The organism is Streptomyces gottesmaniae (assembly GCF_031845845.1).
Classification (GTDB): Bacteria; Actinomycetota; Actinomycetes; order Streptomycetales; family Streptomycetaceae; genus Streptomyces; species Streptomyces akebiae.
This window is the reverse complement of record NZ_JAVRFJ010000003.1, coordinates 205,598-225,981: the sequence shown is the minus strand read 5'-3', so window position 1 is coordinate 225,981 and position 20,384 is coordinate 205,598. Positions and strand designations below refer to the sequence as shown.

The 20,384-nt window shown below is 71.4% G+C and carries 17 protein-coding genes; 10 read left to right on the top strand and 7 right to left on the bottom strand.

Features of this window, described 5'->3' with window-relative positions; translation table 11 throughout:
- Window positions 1–19: 19 nt before the first annotated feature.
- Together RM704_RS05200 and RM704_RS05195 are read right to left on the bottom strand one after the other, a co-directional pair.
- The gene (locus tag RM704_RS05200) at window positions 20–157 is read right to left on the bottom strand and encodes an MFS transporter small subunit (RefSeq protein WP_192829759.1); all 138 of its coding nucleotides are present in this window, start codon (window positions 155–157) and stop codon (window positions 20–22) included.
- Window positions 123–1,457 carry an OFA family MFS transporter gene (locus RM704_RS05195; protein ID WP_033529738.1) on the bottom strand — a complete coding sequence of 445 codons (1,335 nt, stop codon included), beginning with the start codon at window positions 1,455–1,457 and terminating at the stop codon, window positions 123–125. Before RM704_RS05195 ends, RM704_RS05200 begins: the two co-directional genes overlap by 35 nt.
- 270 nt (window positions 1,458–1,727) lie before the next feature.
- On the opposite strand from RM704_RS05195, the gene RM704_RS05190 reads away from it, so the two are divergent.
- The 7 genes from RM704_RS05190 (at window position 1,728) to RM704_RS05160 (ending at window position 11,775) form a co-directional block, all read left to right on the top strand.
- On the top strand, window positions 1,728–2,699 hold the full coding sequence (locus RM704_RS05190; RefSeq protein ID WP_033529739.1) for a 2-dehydropantoate 2-reductase: 972 nt from the start codon (window positions 1,728–1,730) through the stop codon (window positions 2,697–2,699).
- Window positions 2,696–4,624, top strand: a complete 1,929-nt coding sequence (locus RM704_RS05185) for a molybdopterin oxidoreductase family protein (protein ID WP_033529740.1) — start codon at window positions 2,696–2,698, stop codon at window positions 4,622–4,624. The genes RM704_RS05190 and RM704_RS05185 overlap by 4 nt, the downstream gene beginning before the upstream one ends.
- Window positions 4,625–4,629: 5 nt before the next feature.
- Window positions 4,630–6,462 (top strand): NADH-ubiquinone oxidoreductase-F iron-sulfur binding region domain-containing protein, encoded by a 1,833-nt coding sequence (locus RM704_RS05180; RefSeq protein ID WP_033529741.1) that lies wholly within the window; start codon window positions 4,630–4,632, stop codon window positions 6,460–6,462.
- Complete coding sequence (locus tag RM704_RS05175; RefSeq protein WP_033529742.1) at window positions 6,459–7,319, top strand: 2Fe-2S iron-sulfur cluster-binding protein; 861 nt, start codon at window positions 6,459–6,461, stop codon at window positions 7,317–7,319. Before RM704_RS05180 ends, RM704_RS05175 begins: the two co-directional genes overlap by 4 nt.
- An 8-nt stretch (window positions 7,320–7,327) precedes the next feature.
- Window positions 7,328–8,197, top strand: coding sequence for a formate dehydrogenase accessory sulfurtransferase FdhD (fdhD, locus tag RM704_RS05170; RefSeq protein ID WP_033529743.1), 870 nt, complete (start codon window positions 7,328–7,330; stop codon window positions 8,195–8,197).
- 400 nt (window positions 8,198–8,597) lie between these two features.
- Entirely contained in the window at window positions 8,598–10,526 is a 1,929-nt protein-coding gene (locus RM704_RS05165; protein WP_033530004.1) for an exo-alpha-sialidase, read from the top strand.
- 10 nt (window positions 10,527–10,536) lie between these two features.
- The gene (locus tag RM704_RS05160) at window positions 10,537–11,775 is read left to right on the top strand and encodes a DUF5005 domain-containing protein (protein WP_033529744.1); all 1,239 of its coding nucleotides are present in this window, start codon (window positions 10,537–10,539) and stop codon (window positions 11,773–11,775) included.
- Here the strand turns inward: RM704_RS05160 and RM704_RS05155 are convergent.
- A complete protein-coding gene (locus tag RM704_RS05155; protein ID WP_078937280.1) occupies window positions 11,714–12,757 on the bottom strand; it encodes a bile acid:sodium symporter family protein in 1,044 nt (347 codons plus the stop codon). The two genes, RM704_RS05160 and RM704_RS05155, sit on opposite strands and share 62 nt — an antisense overlap.
- A gap of 141 nt (window positions 12,758–12,898) precedes the next feature.
- Here RM704_RS05155 and RM704_RS05150 point away from each other — a divergent pair, with 141 nt between their 5' ends.
- Together RM704_RS05150 and RM704_RS05145 are read left to right on the top strand one after the other, a co-directional pair.
- On the top strand, window positions 12,899–13,774 hold the full coding sequence (locus RM704_RS05150) for a LysR substrate-binding domain-containing protein (RefSeq protein WP_033529746.1): 876 nt from the start codon (window positions 12,899–12,901) through the stop codon (window positions 13,772–13,774).
- Between the two features lie 299 nt (window positions 13,775–14,073).
- Window positions 14,074–15,900 (top strand): AMP-dependent synthetase/ligase, encoded by a 1,827-nt coding sequence (locus tag RM704_RS05145; protein ID WP_033529747.1) that lies wholly within the window; start codon window positions 14,074–14,076, stop codon window positions 15,898–15,900.
- Window positions 15,901–15,924: 24 nt separating this feature from the next.
- On the opposite strand, the gene RM704_RS05140 is transcribed toward RM704_RS05145, so the two are convergent.
- Complete coding sequence (locus RM704_RS05140) at window positions 15,925–16,707, bottom strand: hypothetical protein (protein ID WP_033529748.1); 783 nt, start codon at window positions 16,705–16,707, stop codon at window positions 15,925–15,927.
- Window positions 16,708–16,940: 233 nt separating this feature from the next.
- Between RM704_RS05140 and RM704_RS05135 the strand changes: the two genes are divergently transcribed.
- Complete coding sequence (locus RM704_RS05135) at window positions 16,941–17,777, top strand: aldo/keto reductase (protein ID WP_033529749.1); 837 nt, start codon at window positions 16,941–16,943, stop codon at window positions 17,775–17,777.
- Between the two features lie 150 nt (window positions 17,778–17,927).
- Here RM704_RS05135 and RM704_RS05130 read toward each other — a convergent pair whose 3' ends face one another.
- From RM704_RS05130 to RM704_RS05120, 3 genes are all read right to left on the bottom strand, one after another.
- The gene (locus tag RM704_RS05130; protein ID WP_033529750.1) at window positions 17,928–18,629 is read right to left on the bottom strand and encodes an SDR family oxidoreductase; all 702 of its coding nucleotides are present in this window, start codon (window positions 18,627–18,629) and stop codon (window positions 17,928–17,930) included.
- Between the two features lie 124 nt (window positions 18,630–18,753).
- The gene (locus tag RM704_RS05125) at window positions 18,754–19,683 is read right to left on the bottom strand and encodes a class I SAM-dependent methyltransferase (RefSeq protein WP_033529751.1); all 930 of its coding nucleotides are present in this window, start codon (window positions 19,681–19,683) and stop codon (window positions 18,754–18,756) included.
- Window positions 19,684–19,787: 104 nt separating this feature from the next.
- Window positions 19,788–20,384 (bottom strand): dihydrofolate reductase family protein, encoded by a 597-nt coding sequence (locus tag RM704_RS05120; RefSeq protein ID WP_033529752.1) that lies wholly within the window; start codon window positions 20,382–20,384, stop codon window positions 19,788–19,790.

The window sequence follows — 20,384 nt, the reverse complement described above, 5'->3', positions numbered from 1 at the left end:
GGAGTGCGCGCCGCCCACCTCAGCCGGTGAACAACTGCGTCGCCTTCCGTACGAGTTCGTACAGGCCGTAGACGAGCGGTACGCCCACCCAGATCCACGCGAAGACGATCAGGGGGCGCCGGTCAGGCGGATTCGGACTGCTGTCGCTGGACGACATCGGCGGCCTCCCTCGGGGCGGGGATGTGGAAGCGGGGGTGGACGGGCCGGACCAGCTCGTTGGCGACGAAGCCGACGACGAGCAGCCCGATCATGATGAAGAAGGACATGCCGTAGAGGTCGGAGCCGGACTTGCCCGCCTCCTCCTGCCGGTCGGCGATCCAGTTGACGATCAGTGGTCCGAGGACACCGGCCGTGGACCAGGCGGTGAGCAGCCGGCCGTGGATGGCGCCGACCTGGTAGGTGCCGAAGAGGTCCTTCAGATAGGCGGGGATGGTGGCGAAGCCACCGCCGTAGAAGGACAGGATCACCAGGGCGCAGACGACGAACAGCGGCTTGGAGGTGTCGCCGAACTGAGCGATCATCAGATACATCAGAGCGCCGACGCCGAGGTAGACGCGGTAGATGTTCTTGCGTCCGATGAGGTCGGACGTCGAGGACCAGACGATACGGCCGGTCATGTTGGCCGCGGAGAGCAGCGCCACGAACCCGGCGGCCGCGGTGACGGTGACCGGGGTGGAGGAGTCGGCGAAGAAGTCCGTGATCATCGGGGCGGCCTTCTCCAGGATGCCGATGCCCGCGGACACGTTCATGCAGAGGATGACCCACAGGCACCAGAACTGCGGTGTGCGGATGGCGTTGCGGGCCGAGACCTGCGGGCCCGCGAGGGCGCTCGGTCCGCTGTCGACCGGCCTCTCCGTGCGCGGCACCCGGACCAGCAGCACACCGAGCAGCATGAACACGGCGTACGACAGGCCGTGCACCAGGAAGGCGAGGGCGATGCCGGAGGAGTCGGAGCCGAAGGACTCCAGCATCTGGGCGGACCAGGGCGAGGCGATCAGCGCGCCGCCGCCGAAGCCCATGATCGCGATGCCGGTGGCCATGCCGGGCCGGTCCGGGAACCATTTGATCAGGGTGGAGACGGGCGAGATGTAGCCGATGCCGAGGCCGATGCCGCCGACGAAGCCGTAGCCGAAGACGATCAGCCAGTACTGCTCGGTCGCCGCGCCGAGGGAGGCGAGCAGGAAGCCGGAGGAGAAGCAGATCAGCGCCACCGTCATCGCCCAGCGCGGCCCGTTGCGCTCGACGAGGGTGCCGCCGAACGCGGCGGACAGGCCCAGCATGACGATGCCCAGCTGGAAGGGCAGGGCGCTCTGGGTGCCGCTGAGGCCCAGCGCTGTTTCGAGCGGCGGCTTGAAGACGCTCCAGGCGTAGGCCTGCCCGATGGAGAGATGTACGGAGAGTGCGGCCGGGGGGACGAGCCAGCGGCTCCAGCCCGGAGGTGCGACGGGGGGACTCATGATCCCGGACGGTAGGCAGTGGCACGGGAGTTGAGAAGGCGGCACGTCGACCGTATGCGATGAACGGTATCCACCGCGCGCCGAACGGTCGCTTCCCGGCCGGGGTCGTCTTCGCGTACCGGCCACCTTCATGTCCGAGTAATGCCTTGCCCGGTCGTTGCGCGAAGTCTTGTCGACCCAACTTCCATACTGTAGACAATATTTCGTCGACAGAGTTCGAACAGAGTGTCATCTCCGCGGTATCCCTCGACCGAACGGAGCTCCCTCACCATGAAAGTCGCAGTTCTCGGCGCCGGTGCGATCGGCGCCTACGTCGGCGCCGCGCTCCACCGCGCCGGCGCGGACACGCATCTCGTCGCCCGTGGACCGCATCTCGCGGCCATGAGGCGGGACGGGGTGCGCGTGCTCAGCTCGCGCGGGGACTTCACCGCCCGCGCCCACGCCACCGACGACCCGGCCGAGATCGGTCCCGTCGACTTCGTGTTCCTGGGCCTCAAGGCCAACTCGTACGCGGCGTGCGGGCCGCTGATCGATCCCCTGCTGCACAGCACCACGGCGGTGATCGCCGCCCAGAACGGCATCCCCTGGTGGTACTTCCACCGGCACGGCGGCCCACACGACGGCCACCGCGTCGAGAGCGTGGACCCCGGCGGCGCGGTCAGTGCGGTGCTCGCGCCGGAACGGGCCATCGGCTGTGTCGTCTACGCGGCCACCGAACTCGAAGGACCGGGCGTCGTACGGCACCTGGAAGGCACCCGATTCTCCATCGGCGAACCCGACCGTACGGTCTCGGCGCGCTGTCGGGCGTTCAGCGAGGCCATGGTGGCGGGCGGCCTGAAGTGTCCGGTGGAGCCCGACATCCGGGGAGACGTCTGGATCAAGCTGCTCGGCAACATCTCGTTCAACCCGATCAGCGCCCTGGCCCGCGCGACCATGCGGCAGATGTGCCTGCACGGCGGCACCCGCAAGGTCATCGAGACGATGATGGCCGAGACGCTGGCCGTCGCCGAGGCCCTCGGCTGCGAGGTCGGGGTCTCCATCGAACGGCGGATGGCCGGCGCGGAGCGCGTCGGCGACCACCGCACCTCCACGCTCCAGGACCTGGAGCGCGGCAAACCGCTGGAACTCGACGTCCTGCTGGCCGCCGTCGTCGAACTGGCGGACATCACGGGTGTCGACGTGCCCACACTCCGCACCGTCCACGCCATCTCCGACCTGCTCGCGCTGAGGAGCGCCGCGTGAAGAACCGGCAGAACCGGCAACCGAGGACCTACACCCGGCTCACCCATCCCCTCGTCCGCGACTCCCGCGACGAGCCCTTCCGGCAGGCGAGTTGGGAGGAGGCACTGGACCGGGCCGCCCGCGGCATCGAGCGCAACCGCGGCGCGTTCGGCATGTTCTCCTGCGCCCGCGCCACCAACGAGATGAACTACGTGGCGCAGAAGTTCGCCCGCGTGGTCATGGGCACCAACAACGTCGACTCCTGCAACCGCACCTGTCACGCGCCGAGCGTGGCCGGCCTGTCGGCCGCCTTCGGCTCCGGCGGCGGCACGTCGTCCTACGAGGAGATCGAGCACACCGACGTCATCGTGATGTGGGGCTCCAACGCCCGCTTCGCCCACCCGATCTTCTTCCAGCACGTGCTGAAGGGCATCCGGGCCGGTGCCCGGATGTACGCCGTCGACCCCAGGCGCACGTCCACCGCCGAGTGGGCGGAGAGCTGGCTGGGCCTGAACGTCGGGACCGACATCCCGATGGCCCACGCGATCGGCCGCGAGATCATCCGCGCGGGCCTCGCCAACGAGGCGTTCATCGAGCGGGCCACCACCGGCTTCGAGGAGTACCGGGCGCTCGTCGAACCCTGGACGCTCTCCCTCGCGGAGAAGGTCACGGGCGTACCGGCCGCCGCGATACAGGAGTTGGCGCACGCCTACGCCCGCGCCGAGCGTGCCCAGCTGTGCTGGACGCTCGGCATCACCGAGCACCACAACGGCACGGACAACGTCCGCGCGCTGATCAACCTCTCGCTGCTGACCGGGCATGTGGGCCGCTACGCCTCCGGGTTGCAGCCCCTGCGCGGCCAGAACAACGTGCAGGGCGGCGGCGACATGGGCGCCATCCCCAACCGGCTGCCCGGCTTCCAGGACATCCTCGACACCGAGTCCCGACTGAAGTTCGAGTCGGCGTGGGACACCGTCATCCAGCCGCACTACGGGCTGAACCTGACGGAGATGTTCGAGGCCATGGAGGAGGGCTCGCTGAAGGCCGTGTACTGCATCGGGGAGAACCCTGCGCAGTCCGAGGCCGACAGCGAGCAGGCCGTACGGCGCCTGGGGGAGCTGGACTTCCTCGTCGTCCAGGACATCTTCCTCACGAGGACGGCCGAGCTGGCCGACGTCGTGCTGCCCGCGACCGCCGGGTGGGCGGAGACGGACGGCACGACCACCAACAGCGAACGCCGGGTCCAGCGGGTGCGCCGGGCGATCACCCCGCCCGGGGAGGCCCGGGAGGACATCGACATCATCTGCGACCTCGCCGCACGGCTGGGGCACGAGTGGAAGTACGCCGACGCGGAGGCCGTCTGGAACGAGCTGCGGTCGGTGTCGCCGGACCACTACGGCATGACGTACGAGCGGCTGGCGGAGCACCAGGGCATCCAGTGGCCCTGTCCGGACACCGACGGGCTCGAACGGAGCTATCTGCACGGGCGGTTGTGGGATCCGGACCCGGCGAAACGGGGCAGGCGCGCGCCGTTCGGGATCGTGCGGCACGATCCGCCCGTCGACCTGACGGATGACCGGTTCCCCATCCGGCTCACCACCGGGCGGCGACTCGACTCGTACAACACCGGAGTGCAGAGCGGCGGTTACGCCTCCCCGTTGCGGCGCGGCGAGTACATCGAGCTGTGCCCGGAGGACGCCGAGCGCTACGGGGTCGTGGTGGGCGAGGAGGTCCAGGTCACCTCGCGGCGCGGTTCGGTGGTGGCGCCGGTGTGGATCGACCTCGGGCTGCGGCCGGGCCTCGCCTTCATGACCATGCACTTTCCCGATGAGGTGGACACCAACCAGCTGACGATCGAGGCCAACTGCCCGATCGCGGGGACGGCGGAGTTCAAGGCGTCGGCGATCCGGATCGAGAAGCTGCCCGTCGCGACCATCGTGAGGTGACACAAGTGGACCTGCGCTTCGGTGACAGCAAGCCCACGGACGAGGAGAAGGCGGCGGTCGACGCGCTGCTCGGGCCGCCGGAGTCCTCCTGGGAGGGCGCGGCCCGCGACGAGATGCGAGCCGCCGACCTCCGGTGGGCCCGCGGCGGCCGGGAGGCCCGGGAGCGCCGTGACCTGCTGTTGCCGGGGCTGCACGCCGTCAACGACCGGATCGGCTGGATCAGCGGGGGCGCGCTGGACTACCTCTGCCGACGGCTGACCGTGCCACCCGCGGAGGCGTACGGCGTGGCCACGTTCTACGCGATGTTCTCGGTCGAGCCACGCCCGGCGACCGTGCTGCACGTCTGCACGGACCTGGCGTGCGCGGCGGCCGGGGCCGCGGAGCTGTGTGCCGGGGCCGAGGCCCGCCTCGGCCCCGGCAGCGGGGTGAGCGTGGAGCGGAGCCCGTGCCTCGGGCTGTGCGAGCGCGCGCCGGCCGCCCTCGCGATCAGGGCCGGGGACCCGGTGCGTACCGCCGTGGCGGCGCCGGCGACCGTCGAGGCGGCCGTCCTCGCGGCGAGCGCGCCCGACTCGGCGGACGAGGAGCCACCGGCGGCCATGGCGGTTCCCCAGGCCGGGGACCCGTCGTTGACCCTGCTGGGCCGGGTCGGCGTCGTCGACCCGTCCTCGCTCGACGACTACCGGGCCCACGGCGGCTACACGGCCCTGCGCCGGGCCTTCGAGCTCGGGCCCGCCGGGGTCATCCGCGAGGTCACCGACTCGGGCCTGGTCGGGCGGGGCGGCGCCGCCTTCCCCACCGGCCGGAAGTGGCAGGCCACGGCGTCGCAGCCCGACCGTCCGCACTACCTCGTCTGCAACGCGGACGAATCCGAGCCGGGCACCTTCAAGGACCGGGTGCTCATGGAGGGCGATCCCTTCTCCCTGATCGAGGCGATGACGATCGCGGGGTACGCGACGGGCGCGCACCGGGGCTACCTGTATCTGCGGGGCGAGTACCCCCGGGCCCTGCGCCGACTGGAGCACGCCCTCGCCCAGGCCCGCGCCCGGGGCCTGCTCGGCGACGACGTGCTCGGGCAGGGCTACGCCTTCGACATCGAGATCCGCCGGGGCGCGGGCGCCTACATCTGCGGCGAGGAGACGGCGCTGTTCAACTCCATCGAGGGGTACCGGGGCGAGCCGCGCTCCAAGCCGCCGTTCCCGGTGGAGAAGGGCCTGTTCGGCAAGCCGACGGTGGAGAACAACGTCGAGACCCTCGTCAACGTGCTGCCGATCCTTGACCTGGGCGCCCCGGCGTACGCGGCGATCGGCACCGGCCGCTCCACCGGGCCGAAGCTGTTCTGCGTCTCCGGCAGCGTGGACCGGCCCGGCATCTACGAACTGCCCTTCGGGGCCACCCTCGGCGACCTGCTGACGCTCGCCGGGGTACGGGACCGCCTCAGGGCCGTCCTCCTCGGCGGCGCGGCCGGTGGTTTCGTACGCCCCGACGAGCTGGACATCCCGCTCACCTTCGAGGGGACGCGGGAGGCGGGCACCACGCTCGGCTCGGGGGTGGTGATGGCCTTCGACGACACGGTCCCGCTGCCCCGGCTGCTGCTGCGGATCGCGGAGTTCTTCCGCGACGAGTCCTGCGGGCAGTGCGTGCCGTGCCGGGTCGGGACCGTACGACAGGAGGAGGCGCTGCACCGGATCGCCGAGCGGACCGGGGCGGCCGCGGCCGACGACATCGCCCTGCTCAGGGAGGTCGGCCGCGCCATGCGGGACGCCTCCATCTGCGGTCTCGGGCAGACCGCCTGGAACGCCGTGGAATCCGCCATCGACCGTCTGGGGGCCTACGAATGACCGTGATCCCGCTGGGAGTGCCGCGTCGGCTGTTGGAGTTCACCCTCGACGGGGAGCCGGTGCGGGCGCCCGAGGGCTCGACGATCCTGGACGCCTGCCGGGCCGCAGGCAAGGACGTGCCCACCCTGTGCGAGGGCGACACCCTCACACCGAAGAACGCCTGCCGGGTCTGTGTCGTCGAGGTCGAGGGCGCCAGGACCCTCGTCCCGGCCTGCTCCCGCAAGGCCGAGCCCGGCATGGAGGTGCGGACGGACACCGAACGTGCCCGGCACAGCCGCAAGATCGTGCTGGAACTCCTCGCGTCGTCGGTCGATCTCTCGACGACCCCGAAGGTCGCGGGATGGATCAAGGAGTACGAGGCGAAACCGGACCGCTTCGGCCCGGACGCGGCCCGGCTGAACGAGGAGCCGAAGGTCGACAACGAGCTGTACGTCCGGGACTACGACAAATGCATCCTGTGTTACAAGTGCGTGGACGCCTGTGGGGAGCAGTGGCAGAACACGTTCGCGATCTCCGTCGCGGGCCGGGGCTTCGACGCCCGGATCGCCGTGGAGCACGACGCCCCGCTCACCGACTCGGCCTGTGTGTACTGCGGCAACTGCATCGAGGTGTGCCCGACGGGCGCGCTGTCCTTCAAGTCGGAGTTCGACATGCGGGCGGCGGGCACCTGGGACGAGGCGGCGCAGACGGAGACGACCACGGTGTGCGCGTACTGCGGTGTGGGCTGCAACCTCACACTCCATGTGCAGGACAATGAGATCGTGAAGGTCACCTCGCCGCACGACAACCCGGTGACCCACGGCAACCTCTGCATCAAGGGCCGTTTCGGCTACCAGCACGTACAGAACCGGGACTGAGACACGACATGGGACGAGTCACGGAACGACGCAAGGTGATCCGCATCCGGGACGGCGCGGTCTCCACCCGCCCGGACACGCTCGTCGCCGAGGAACCGATGGAGATCCGGCTGAACGGCAAGCCGCTCGCGATCACCATGCGCACCCCGGGCGACGACTTCGCCCTGGCGGCGGGGTTCCTGGTCAGCGAGGGGGTGCTCGCCGAGCGGTCGGACCTCCAGAACATCGTGTACTGCGCGGGGGCGACGGCGGACGGGGCGAACACGTACAACGTGGTGGACGTGAGGACCGCGCCCGGGGTCGTCGTCCCCGACATCACCCTCGAACGCAACGTGTACACGACCTCGTCCTGCGGGCTGTGCGGCAAGGCGTCGCTGGACGCCGTCCGGACGACCGCCCGGTGGGCCGTCGACGACACCCACGGCGGCGACGCTCCCCCGGTCCGGCTCGACCCGGAACTCCTCGCGGGCCTCCCCGACCGGCTCCGCGCGGCGCAGCGGGTCTTCGACCGGACCGGGGGTCTGCACGCGGCGGCCCTGTTCAGCGAGGCCGGCGAGCTGCTCGACATACGGGAGGACGTCGGGCGGCACAACGCGGTGGACAAGCTGGTGGGGCGGGCCCTGCAGAGCGGTGAGCTGCCGTTGTCCCGGGCGGTGCTGCTGGTGTCGGGGCGGGCCTCGTTCGAGCTGGCGCAGAAGGCGGTGATGGCCGGGATCCCGGTGCTGGCCGCGGTGTCGGCGCCGTCGTCGCTCGCGGTGGACCTGGCGGTGGAGTCCGGGTTGACGCTGGTGGGCTTCCTGCGGGGCGCCTCCATGAACGTGTACGCGGGCGAGCACCGTATCGCTCTGCGGGCCGCGGCCGGGGCCGACCAGGGCTGAGCGGCGCTCCCGCTACACGGCGGCGGGGCCCCTTGCGGCGGGGAGCGCCCCCTGCGCCCTCGGGGCCCCGTCTTTCACCGCGCTTTCGGCAGCGTGGGGCGCCCCCAGGGCTGTTCAGGGGCGCGGGGAACTGCGCGAGAAGCCCCACCCCCACCCACCCGCACCCGTCGACGCATCCAACCCCCCATCCCCTCCAGCGAAAACACGCCCATCCCCCGCACGGTTCTTGTGAGCCCCAGCACCCCCACGTACGGTCGTGGCCGCACATCGGACGTGGGACGTCCGATGTCCCATCCCCCCAGACGGATGAAGGGCTGGCCGCACCGTGCCGTCGATTCTTCGCGCACGTCTCAGATCCCCGCTCAGATCACCTCTCCGCTCCCCCCGCGTCTCCCCCCGCATCTCCTCCCTCACCACGTCCCTCGCCTCGTCCCTCACGGCGTTGCTCACCACCACCGCCCTCCTCGCCCTCTCCCACCCCGCCGGGGCCGCGCCCCAACCCACCCCCGCCGCGCCCGAATTCGAGCAGCAGATCCTCTTCAAGGCCTCCCAGGACCCCGGCTACGCCTGCTTCCGCATCCCGGCGATCGTCCGGACGACCGCCGGAACCCTGCTCGCCTTCGCCGAGGGCCGCGTCCTGAACTGCGGGGACGCGGCGGACATCGACCTCGTCGTGAAGCGGTCCACCGACGGGGGCCGCACCTGGGGCCCGCTGCGGGTCGTCAACGAGGGCCGGGGCGACACCCACGGCAACCCCGCACCGGTGGTCGACCGCGAGACCGGCCGGATCGTGCTGGCGGAGACGTACAACACGGGCCGCCTGGACAGCGCCGGCTGCGACGTCCCGTGCGACCGCACACCGCATCTGCAGTACAGCGACGACGACGGGCTGACCTGGTCCGAGCCACGCGGTCTGAGCGACCAGATCCGCCCGGCCGACTGGAACTCCTGGTACGCCACCGGTCCCGTGCACGGCATCCAGCTCACCCGGGGGCGGCACGCGGGCCGGCTCGTGCTCGGCGTCAACGCCGAGACGTGGGCCGACGGCCGCGTCACCGCCAATCACGCGGCGCTCGTGACCAGCGACGACGGCGGGGAGAACTGGCGGATCGGTGCCACGGACAGCTGGCCGGTCGCGGACGACGGAACCTTCCGCCAGAAGCCGTCGGAGCTGACACTCACCGAGCGCGGCGACGGCTCGGTACTGGTCAGCGGACGCGAGCAGGACGGCACCGACCTCGGCCATCGCAGCCAGACGGTCAGCCGGGACGGCGGCACCACCTTCGCCGCCCCCTTCCGGGCGCTCCCGGACCTCTACACGCCCCAGGTGCAGGGTTCCCTGCTGCGCCTCGGCGACCGCATGCTGCTGGCCGGTCCGGCCGACCCCGACCGCCGCCGCACGATGGCGATCCGCTCCTCGTACGACGGCGGACGCACCTGGGAGAGCGTGGACCGGGGCACGGTCGTCACCACGGACTGGTCCGGCTACTCGGACCTGGTCCGCGTCGACGGCGGCCGGGCCGGCAACGATGTCGTCGGGCTGCTGTACGAGGGCGGCGCGGCCGACGCCCGGGACGAGATCCGCTTCGCCCGGTTCACGGAGGACTGGCTGAAGCCCCGCCGGGGCCCCGACCCGACGACGCCGGACACAGCGCCCGGCGGCAGACCGGCCGCCGTGCTCGGCGGCGCCCGGCCCACGGACGGTGTGGTCGGCGGCGCGCTCGAGTTCGACGGCGCCGACGACGCCGTACGGCTGCCGTACCGGTCGCGACTCCCGCTCGGAGACGGGGACTTCACCGCCTCGCTCTGGTTCCGGTACTCGGCGACCACCGGGGAACAGCCGATGCTGTGGATGGGCGGTGTGGGGACCACACAGCCCCAGGTGTGGCTGCGCGGCGAGCCGGCGTCCGGGCGGCTGACGGGGCTCATCACCGTGCGGGACGGGGCCTCGCCGCCCCGGACCGCCTCCGTGCGGTCCACGGGCGCGTACAACGACGGGGCGTGGCACCGGCTCGTGCTGCGGCGCGACGGAGGTACCTCCCGCGCGAGCGCAGCCGAGCGTGAGGGAGGGCAGCTCACCCTCTTCGTCGACGGCACCGCGTTCAGCACCGCCGACGTCCCCGGATCGGTCAGCCGGAACTCGCCGTTCGGGGTGCACATCGGACAACGGGTCGACAGCCGGGCCCACTTCACCGGCGCGATCGACGACGTGCGCCTGTACGGGCGGGCGTTGAGCGACACGGAAGTGGCCCGTCTCGCCCCGACGGATACCGCGACGCGCGGCGAGATCCTGCGACTGCCCATGGACCGGGTGGACGCGGGCAACTAACGTCCCTCCCGTGCCCGACGACGCGGCAGCACGACAGCGCACGGGGGCCGGACCGGTCCTGATCCTGGCCCTGGTCCTGGCCCTCGCCGCCGTGCTGCTCACCGCCCTCCCGGACGACGACCGGGAGGGCGGCATCGCCTGCACGGCCCGAACGGTCCGGGACTGGACCCCGGACACCGCCCTGACCGGCGAGTTCACCCGGTACGGCGACGACGCGACGCGCGCCGACGACTGGACCGGCGGCGACGGCACCCACTCCGTGCGGCTCCCGGACGGGCGGGTGCTGTGGCTGTTCTCGGACACCTATCTGGGCCAGGTCCACCCGCCGCCCAACCCGGCCGGCGAATCGGTCACCTGGCGGGACGTGTCGACGCCCCTGGTGCGCAACTCGGCCGTGGTGATGTCCCCTGCGGGCCGTCTCGAGGCGACGCTCCCGGCGCCCGTCTTCCCGGACCCGTCCCCGCAGCAGTGGCGCTGGCCGGTGGCCGCCCGGGTCGAGCCCCGCTCCCCCGGCTCGGACGAGAAGGTCGTCCGGGTGCTGTTGTGGACCCGTACGGCGGGACGGTCGCCGTGGATCTACGGGGTGCCGACCGCGACCGAGGTCGCCACCCTGTCGCTGCCCGGGCTGCGGCTGGAGGGGATCACGACGGTGCTGGACCAGGGGGCGGTCACCGACCCGGCCCGGCGGGTGCTGTTCGGGACGACGGCCGTGGACGCGGGCGACTGGACGTACGTCTTCGGCGGCACCGACGCCCAGGCCGCCTCCCGGCCGACCTCCCACGCGTACGTGGCGCGGGTGCCGCGCGGCAGGCTCGGGGAGCCGGGGGCGTGGGAGTACTGGGACGGCTCGCGGTGGGCGGTGCGGGGGCGGCCCGCCGCGGTGCTCGGGAACGGGGAGGACAAGGGGGTCGGCAGCGCCTTCACGGTCGTCCGGGACGGGCGCACCTATGTGCTGTTCACCATGGCTGCCGGGACGGCGGGGTTGACGACCGTGACCGCGTACTGGGCGTGCTCCCCCACCGGGCCCTGGCACGGGCCCACCGAGGGGTTCAGTCCCCCGCTGCCGAAGAGCGGTGTCGCGGCGTACAACCCGCAGGCGCACCGGGCGGTCGGCGACGACGGGCGGCTGGTGCTCAGCTACGACGTCAACTGGCTGGACGCCGACGCGGCGGCGGCGCAGCTGAACATCACCCGGAACGCGTCCCTGTACCGACCGAGGTTCGTATCGCTTCGTCTTGCTGCTCCGTGACCTCCTGCTCCTCCACCGGGTCGTGGGCGCGGCGCTTGGCGATGACCGCGCAGACCATGAGCTGCATCTGGTGGAAGAGCATCAGCGGCAGGACGGCGAGGGAGGCCTCCGGGCCGAACAGGACGCTCGCCATGGGCAGTCCGGAGGCGAGGGACTTCTTGGAGCCGGCGAACTGGATGGCGATCCGGTCCGCCCGGCCGAACCGCAGGGCCTTGGCGCCGTACCAGGTCAGCAGCAGCATCACCGCCAGCAGGACCGCCTCGACGACGAGGAGACCGGCGAGTCGCAGCGGGCTGACCTGGCTCCAGATTCCGCGCACCATGCCCTCGCTGAAGGCGACGTAGACGACGAGGAGGATGGAGCCCCGGTCGACGAGGCCGAGGATCCGCTTGTGCCGGGTGACGAAGCCGCCGATCCAGCGGCGGGCGAGCTGTCCCGCGACGAACGGCACCAGCAACTGGAGCACGATCTTCAGCAGCGAGTCGGCGGAGAAGCCTCCCGCGCTGCCGCCCAGCAGGCTCGCCGCGAGGAGCGGGGTGATGACGATGCCCGCGAGGGAGGAGAAGGAGCCCGCGCAGATCGCGGCGGGCACGTTGCCCCGGGCCATCGAGGTGAAGGCGATCGAGGACTGGATGGTCGACGGGACGAGGGTGAGGAAGAGCAGCCCGGTGGAGAGGGAGGGGCTCAGGAACACCGGTTCGAGGCCGCGGGCCGCCAGGCCCAGCAGGGGGAAGACGACGAACGTGCAGGCCAGGACGGTGAGGTGGAGCCGCCAGTGCTTGAGGCCGTCGAGCGCCTCGCGGGTGGAGAGCCGGGCGCCGTAGAGGAAGAAGAGAAAGGCGATCGCGGCCGTGGACGCCCCCGAGGCGACGTCGGCGGCCGTACCCCGCGCCGGGAGGAGCGCCGCGACGCCCACCGTCCCGAGCAACAGCAGGATGTACGGGTCGATCGGCATCCAACTCGGCCACTTCAGGCGTTTCACGGTGCTCCACGTGCTGTCGATGCGGGTGTATCGGGGGCCGGAAGGCCCCTCTCCATCGTCCTCTCCCGGCCCTTGATCGGGAATCCTTCATACCGCTCTGACTGTCATCGCGTTCTGCGATAAGCGGGTAGGGTGGCGGTCGTGTACGACCCCTCCCATCTGCGCACCTTCCTCGCCGTGGCCCAGACCCTGAGCTTCACCCAGGCCGCCCGGCGGCTGGGGCTGCGGCAGTCCACGGTCAGCCAGCACGTACGCCGGCTGGAGGACGCGGCCGGGCGGCAGTTGTTCTCCCGGGACACGCACTCCGTGGAGCTGACGGAGGACGGCGAGGCGATGCTCGGCTTCGCCCGGCGGCTGCTGGAGGTGCACGAGCAGGCGACGGCGTTCTTCACCGGGACCCGGCTGCGCGGACGGCTGCGTTTCGGCGCCTCGGAGGACTTCGTGCTGACCCGGCTCCCGGAGATCCTGGAGGCCTTCCGGCACGACCATCCCGAGGTGGACCTGGAACTGACCGTCGAGCTGTCGGGCACGCTGCACGAGCGGCTCACGGCGGGCAAGCTCGATCTGGTGCTGGCGAAGCGCCGCCCCGAGGACCCCCGCGGCGAACCCGTCTGGACGGACCGGCTCGTGTGGATCGGCGCGGAGCGGCTCCGCCTCGACGCCGACCGCCCGGTCCCGCTGATCGTCTATCCGCCGCCGGGCATCACCCGGGCCCTGGCCATGGAGGCGCTGGAGCGCGAGGGCCGCGCCTGGCGCGTCGCCTGCACCAGCGGCAGCCTCAACGGGCTCATCGCCGCCGCCCGCGCGGGCCTCGGCGTGATGGCGCATTCCCGTCGTCTGGTGCCTCCCGGTCTGGTCCGCGTTCCGGAGCGGGCCGGGCTGCCGGAACTCGGCGAGGTCGACTTCGTCCTCGTCCACGGCCGGCGTCCGGGAGCGGCGACGAGCGCGGCCGACGCCCTCGCGGCGGCCATCCTCGCCGGCGGCGACCGGCTCCACGGCCGCGCGCGGGCAGTGTGACGGGCGCGGCGACGGCCGACCTGGCGGACGCGGCGAACCTGAACGGTCCTCGCGTCTACCCAGGTCGAACCGTGTCCTCGTGGACACGCACCGTCATCGGAGCGTGCGGGTTCGGTGGAGATTACGGTACCGAAACTTACTGATGCGTCAGGAATTGCGCCGGAGACCTCCCCATCTGCGTGTGTATTCCGGTGCCGCCGCCTGTCGCACCTCCCAATGCGCCCCCTCCACAACCCTCCCGCCCGTTCCCCCGGTGAGGTAGCTTTCACGCGCTGTGCGGAGCGCCACGAGGAGCGGGTTTGCGCGAGTTCACCAACCCCCCGTTGGCGTCGGCGCCGCCGGTGGGCGGTCTGGCCGACGTCGTCTTCGAGTACGCCCAGGAGGACCCGACGTACATCGCGCTCGGCCGCAAGGACGAGCGGGGCGAGTGGCGCGACGTGACCTCCGCCGAGTTCCGCGACGAGGTCCTCGCACTGGCGAAGGGTCTGCTGGCGCAGGGCATCCGGTTCGGCGACCGGGTCGCCATCATGTGCCGTACGCGCTACGAGTGGACTCTCTTCGACTACGCGCTGTGGACCGTCGGCGCCCAGGTCGTCCCCGTCTACCCGACCTCCTCCGCCGAGCAGGTCTTCTGGATGCTCTACGACTCCCAGTGCACGGCGGCCATGGTCGAGCACGAGGACCACGCGATGACGATCGCCACGGTCATCGACCGGCTCCCGCAGCTGCGCAGGCTCTGGCAGCTGGACGTCGGCGCGGTCCAGGAACTGTACGAGTCGGGGGCGCACCTCGACGACGAGATGGTGCACCGGCACCGCCGCGCGGTGACACCCGAGTCCGTCGCGACGATCATCTACACCTCCGGCACGACGGGCCGCCCCAAGGGCTGTGTCATCTCGCACGCCAACTTCATGGTCGAGGCGGACACGGTCATCGAGCGGTGGGCGCCGCTGTTCAAGTCCCGCAAGGGTGACGAGGCGGCGACGCTGCTGTTCCTGCCGCTCGCGCACGTCTTCGGGCGGATGGTGCAGGTCGCGGGCATCCGGGGGAAGGTGAAGTTCGGTCATCAGCCGCAGCTCAACGCGGCCGTCCTGCTGCCCGACCTGGCCGCCTTCCGGCCGACGTTCTTCCTCGCGGTGCCGTACATCTTCGAGAAGGTCTTCAACGCGAGCCGGCGCAAGGCCGAACGCGAGGGCAGGGCCGGCCCGTTCGAGAAGGCCGTCGAGGTCGCCGTGAAGTACGCCGACGCGATGGAGGCACGGGCCTGGGGCATCGGCCCCGGCCCGTCGGCGGGGCTGCGGATGCAGCACCAGTTCTTCGACAAGGTCGTCTACGGCAAGATCCGTGAGGCCATGGGCGGCCGGATCAAGTACGCGATGTCCGGCGGTTCGGCGATGGACCGCCGGCTCGGCCTGTTCTTCGCGGGCGCGGGCGTCCACATCTTCGAGGGGTACGGCCTGACGGAGTGCACGGCCGCCGCCACCGCCAACCCGCCCGAGCGCACCCGGTACGGCACCGTGGGCCAGGCCATCCCCGGCATGACCGTGCACATCGCGGACGACGGCGAGATCTGGCTGCGCGGCCCCAACGTCTTCCAGGGCTACCTCAACAACCAGAAGGCCACCGACGAGACCCTGCACGACGGCTGGCTCGCCACCGGCGACCTGGGCTCCCTCGACGAGGACGGTTATCTCACCATCACCGGGCGCAAGAAGGAGATCCTGGTGACCTCGGGCGGCAAGAGCGTCTCCCCCGCGATCCTGGAGGAGCGGGTGCGCGACCATCCGCTGGTCGCCCAGTGCATCGTCGTCGGCAACGACCGCCCGTACATCGCCGCCCTGGTCACCCTGGACGGGGAGGCCGTCGAGCACTGGCTGCAGATGCACCACAAGGCGAAGCTGTCGCCGGCCGAGCTGGTGCGCGACCCGGAGCTGGAGACCGAGGTGCGGCGGGCGGTGGTCGCCGCCAACACCCTGGTCTCGCAGGCCGAGTCGATCCGTACGTTCCGGATCCTCGCCCACCAGTTCACCGAGGAGCACGGTCTGTTGACGCCTTCGCTGAAGCTGAAGCGGAAGGCGATCGAGAAGGCGTACGCGACCGAGGTCGAGGCGCTGTACCGGGCGTGATCCCGATCGCCCCCCCCGCGCCGCTCAGACCAGCTGGTAGCCCCGCATGTTCCGCAGCAGCAGGTGACAGTTCCGCAGTGAACCCGAACTGTCGCCCAGGGAGCGGTAGATGCCCCACTTGGGGCGCAGCCGGTCCGCCAGGAAGGTGTCGACGCCGGCGCGGGAGGCGTCGATGAGGGTGGTCGAGCCCTTCTTGAGCATCCAGCGCACCGAGCCGGCCGAGCCGTTGCCGACCTTGACCTGGAAGTCGACGTCGACCCAGGAGTCGTGCAGGGGCGCCAGATCGGTGCGGCCGACGAGGATGTCGTCGATCGGCAGTTTCAACTCGATGGTCTGCGCCCCGTTCACCCGTCGCAGGGACTGCACGACGAGCGGCGAGGTGCCGGCGCCGGGCTGTTTCATCTGCATGATGTGCGTGAAGCTGGTGGTCGCCTGCAGCGAGGCCGGGATGTACATCTGGTAGGTGACCCGCCAGGTCTGGCCCTCGGTCCAGCGCAGAAAGCCGCTGCCGGTCCGCAGCCCGGTGACCTCGTGGCGCTGGCGGTCGGTGGAGGTGTCCCGGTCGACGGTGTGCATGTCGAACCGCCAGGTGTCGCCGGTGGCGCGGATGTGCGGCGCGGCCGAGGTGTGGGAGTCGGCGCGGTCGTCCTCCAGGGTCTCGAAGGCGCGCAGCCCGTCGGCGCTCGCCGAGGCGGACCACTTCAACTGCCAGGAGGCGGCGTGCGCGGCGGGGGCCGGCAGCCCGACGGCGGCCGCCGCGGCACCGCCGAGCGCGGCGCCCAGAACGTTCCTTCGTGTGGGGGTCATGAGCCATCCATTCACGTACGTGATTGATATTCACCGACGTGCGTCGCGGCAAGGGACAGACTCCACGTGTGACCGTGTCCGGTCAATGGTCCAGACCGATACGCTGGAACCGCCGGATCCATTTCCGGCCATTCTGCGATTCGGCGTGCGAGCGAGCCGCTCAGGAATGCATCGCGCGCCGTGATCGTTGACGATGGGAAGTACCACCCGACGACTTAAAGGATCGAGAGCTCGTGAGCAGCAAGGTCCCCCCGATCATCCTGAACAACGGCGTCGAGATGCCCCAGCTGGGCTTCGGCGTGTGGCAGGTGCCGGACGACGAGGCCGAGCAGGCGGTCACCACCGCCCTGGAGGCCGGCTACCGGAGCATCGACACCGCCGCGATCTACGGCAACGAGGAGGGCACCGGCAAGGCCCTCGCCAAGGCCGGCGTCGCCCGCAAGGACCTCTTCGTCACCACCAAGCTCTGGAACAGCGACCAGGGCTACGACTCGACCCTGCGCGCCTTCGACGAGTCCCTGGACAAGCTCGGCCTGGAGTACGTGGATCTGTATCTGATCCACTGGCCGCTGCCGGCCCGGGGCACCTTCGTCGACACGTTCAAGGCGTTCGAGAAGCTCTACGCCGACGGCCGCGCGAAGGCCATCGGCGTCTCCAACTTCCTTCCGGAGCACCTGGAGACGCTGATCGAGGCCACGAACGTCATCCCGGCCGTCAACCAGATCGAGCTGCACCCGCACCTCCAGCAGCTCGCCGCCCGCGAGTACCACGCGGAGCAGGGCATCGCCACCGAGGCCTGGTCGCCGCTCGGCCAGGGCAAGGGGCTCCTGGAGGTCCCGGCGATCATCGCGATCGCGCAGAAGCACGGCCGCACCCCCGCCCAGGTGGTGCTGCGCTGGCACCTCCAGCTGGGCAACGTGGTCATCCCCAAGTCCGTGACCCCGTCCCGCATCAAGGAGAACATCGAGGTCTTCGACTTCTCCCTGGACACCGAGGACATCGCCGCGATCAGCGCGCTGAACGAGGACCGTCGCATCGGCCCGGACCCGGCCACGTTCAACCAGGCCTGATCCAGGGGCCGCCGGCCGGCACGCGCCGGCCGGCATCCCTCGGCCGACGCCCGCTCGCCGGGACGCCACGAGACCGCCCGTCGGAATCCGTCCGAGGGGCGGTCTCGTCCGTCCGGCGTGGTGGGCCGTGGCGGGGCGCGGCGCCCGCGCTCAGACCGGCTGGCCGATGGGCCGTACGACCACGGTGTTGATGTCGACCCCGGCCGGCTGGCGGATCGCCCAGACCACGGAGTCGGCGATCTGGTCGGCGGTGAGGAGATGCCCGGGCGGGAGAGCGCCGTAGCTGTCCCAGAACGGGGTCTCCACCCGGCCGGGCGCGATCAGCGTCACCCCCACCCCCCACTCGGTGACCTGACGCCGGGTGTTCTCGGCGAGCCCGGTGACGGCCCACTTCGTCGCCCCGTAGATGTTCCCCGGCCCGTGGATGAACCCGGCGACGCTGCCGACCAGCATGATCCGCCCCCGGGTCTCCTTGAGGGCGTCGATGGACGCCCGGACGAGCAGGGCGGGGCCGAGCACATTGGTCAGCACCATCTCCGGCCACCCGGCCGGATCACCCTCGGCGACCGTGTCGTGGGTGCCGAAGCCGGCGTTCGCGATGACCGTGTCGATCCGCCCGAACTCCTTCAGCGTGGCGTCCACCGCCGCCTGTACGTCCGCGTATTCGGCCGCGTGCCCCGGGACGGTCAACAGCCCCTCGGGCTCGCCGAGTTCGACGGCGAACGCCCGCAACCGCTCGGCCCTGCGCCCGGTGACGGCCACCCGGTGGCCGAGGTCGAGCAACTGCCGGGCGACGGCGGCCCCGATGCCGCTGGATCCGCCGGTGATGAGCGCCACTGGTGCGTCGGTCATGGAAATCCCCCTGTGGTTCCGGCCGACCGGGTGAGCCCCGGCCGACCTGCGGAGTCCATCACTTGGAGCACTCTCGAAGTCAAGTACCGCCGGAGCCCAGGGACTTCACGGGGCGAGCGGCTCGTCACCGCCGAGCGACATGGACCGTGTGGGCCGCGAGGACGAAGAGGTCCGTGCGGTGGTGCACGCCGGCCTTGTCGTCGGGGTCGAGGAGGCGGTCGACCGTGGAGAGGTCGTCGGCGTCGAGGAAGTCCGCGAGCGTTCCACGGGCGCGCTGGAACTGGCTCACGGCGTACGCGCGGGCGGCCTCGTCGACCGGGGCCGGCAGGTCCAGCAGGAAGGTGCGGGACGTGGCGTCGCGCAGACCCACGGCGGTGAGCAGCCCCGGCCAGTCCTCGGTCTCCGGGACGCTGCCGGGCACCGAGGCGCGCATCTCGGTGAACCACCGGTCCTCCGCCGCGTCGATCCGGGACTGCAGTCCGGGGCGGCCGATGCCGATGTCACGCGGCAGGAACCGGCTGGGCAGTCCGCCCTCGACGACGGCCAACGTGCCGCCGGGCGCGAGGCGTTCGGCGAAGGCGGCGAGGGCGGCGCGCTGGTCGCCGAGGTGGTGCAGACTGCGGCTGGCCCACATCAGGTCGGCCGGGTAGTCCAAGTCCTCCACGCCGCCCGGGAGTTGCACCTCAAGGGTGCCGAACCGGTCGGCGAGGCCCAGCTCCCGCGCACGAGTCCGCGCCCGTTCCAGCAGGGGCCCGGAGCCGTCCAGCGCGACGACCCGGGCACCGGGGAACGTCTCGGCCAGCAGACAGCTCATGACCCCCGGGCCGCTGCCGAGGTCGACGACCAGCCCCGGCTCGGGCTGCCGCGTGGCGACCCACGCGGCGGCCTGCCGGTTCAGCGGCGCGAACAGTTCCGCCTGCCCCACCAGATACTCGGCCAGCTCGGCCCAGTCGAGGTCGGTGTGGGCGGGGCCGTGCTCGTGGCCGTGGCCGTGGCCCTGCGCGCACTGGCGTGCGGGCCGGTGCGGATCCTGGCCGTGGTGATGCTGTCCCATGACGGTGAGCCTCTCTTCCGGGTGCCGTCAGCCTGCTCCGACACACCGGAGAAGCGCCAGCTCTCTTGCCGTATCGGCAATTCGCCTGTGCCGATCCAGCGCGGTCAGCCCTGCTCCGCCACCCGGTACACACAGACGTTCGCGCCCGTGCCGCTGGTGGTCGTGGAGACCAGTTCCAGGGTGTGCTTGGCGCCGTCACCGGGGAAGATCGTCTTTCCGCCGCCGAGGAGGACCGGCATGACGATCAGGACGAGCTCGTCGGCGAGCCCCTCCTGGAGCAGGGTGCGGGCGAGGGTCGGGCTGCCCATGACGAGCAGGTCGCCCCCCTCGGTCTCGCGCAGCCTGCGGATCTCGGCGACCGCCTCCGCGCCCGGGACGAGCGTGGTGTTCGCCCAGGTCAGTTCGGCGTCGGTGAGCGTCGAGGACACGACGTACTTGCGGATGGAGTTCATCCGGTCGGCGAAGGGGTCGCCCGCGCGGCCGGGCCACGCCCCGGCCATGGCCTGCCAGGTGCGACGGCCGTACAGCAGCGCGTCGGCCTTCTCCAGCGCGGCGTCCCAGGCACCGCCCACGACCTCCGGGTCGAAGAAGGGGTGGGTCCAGCCGCCATGGGTGAACCCGCCCTCGGTGTCCTCGTCGGGACCGCCGGGCGCCTGCACGACACCGTCCAGGCTCATGAACTCGCAGATCACGACGCGCAT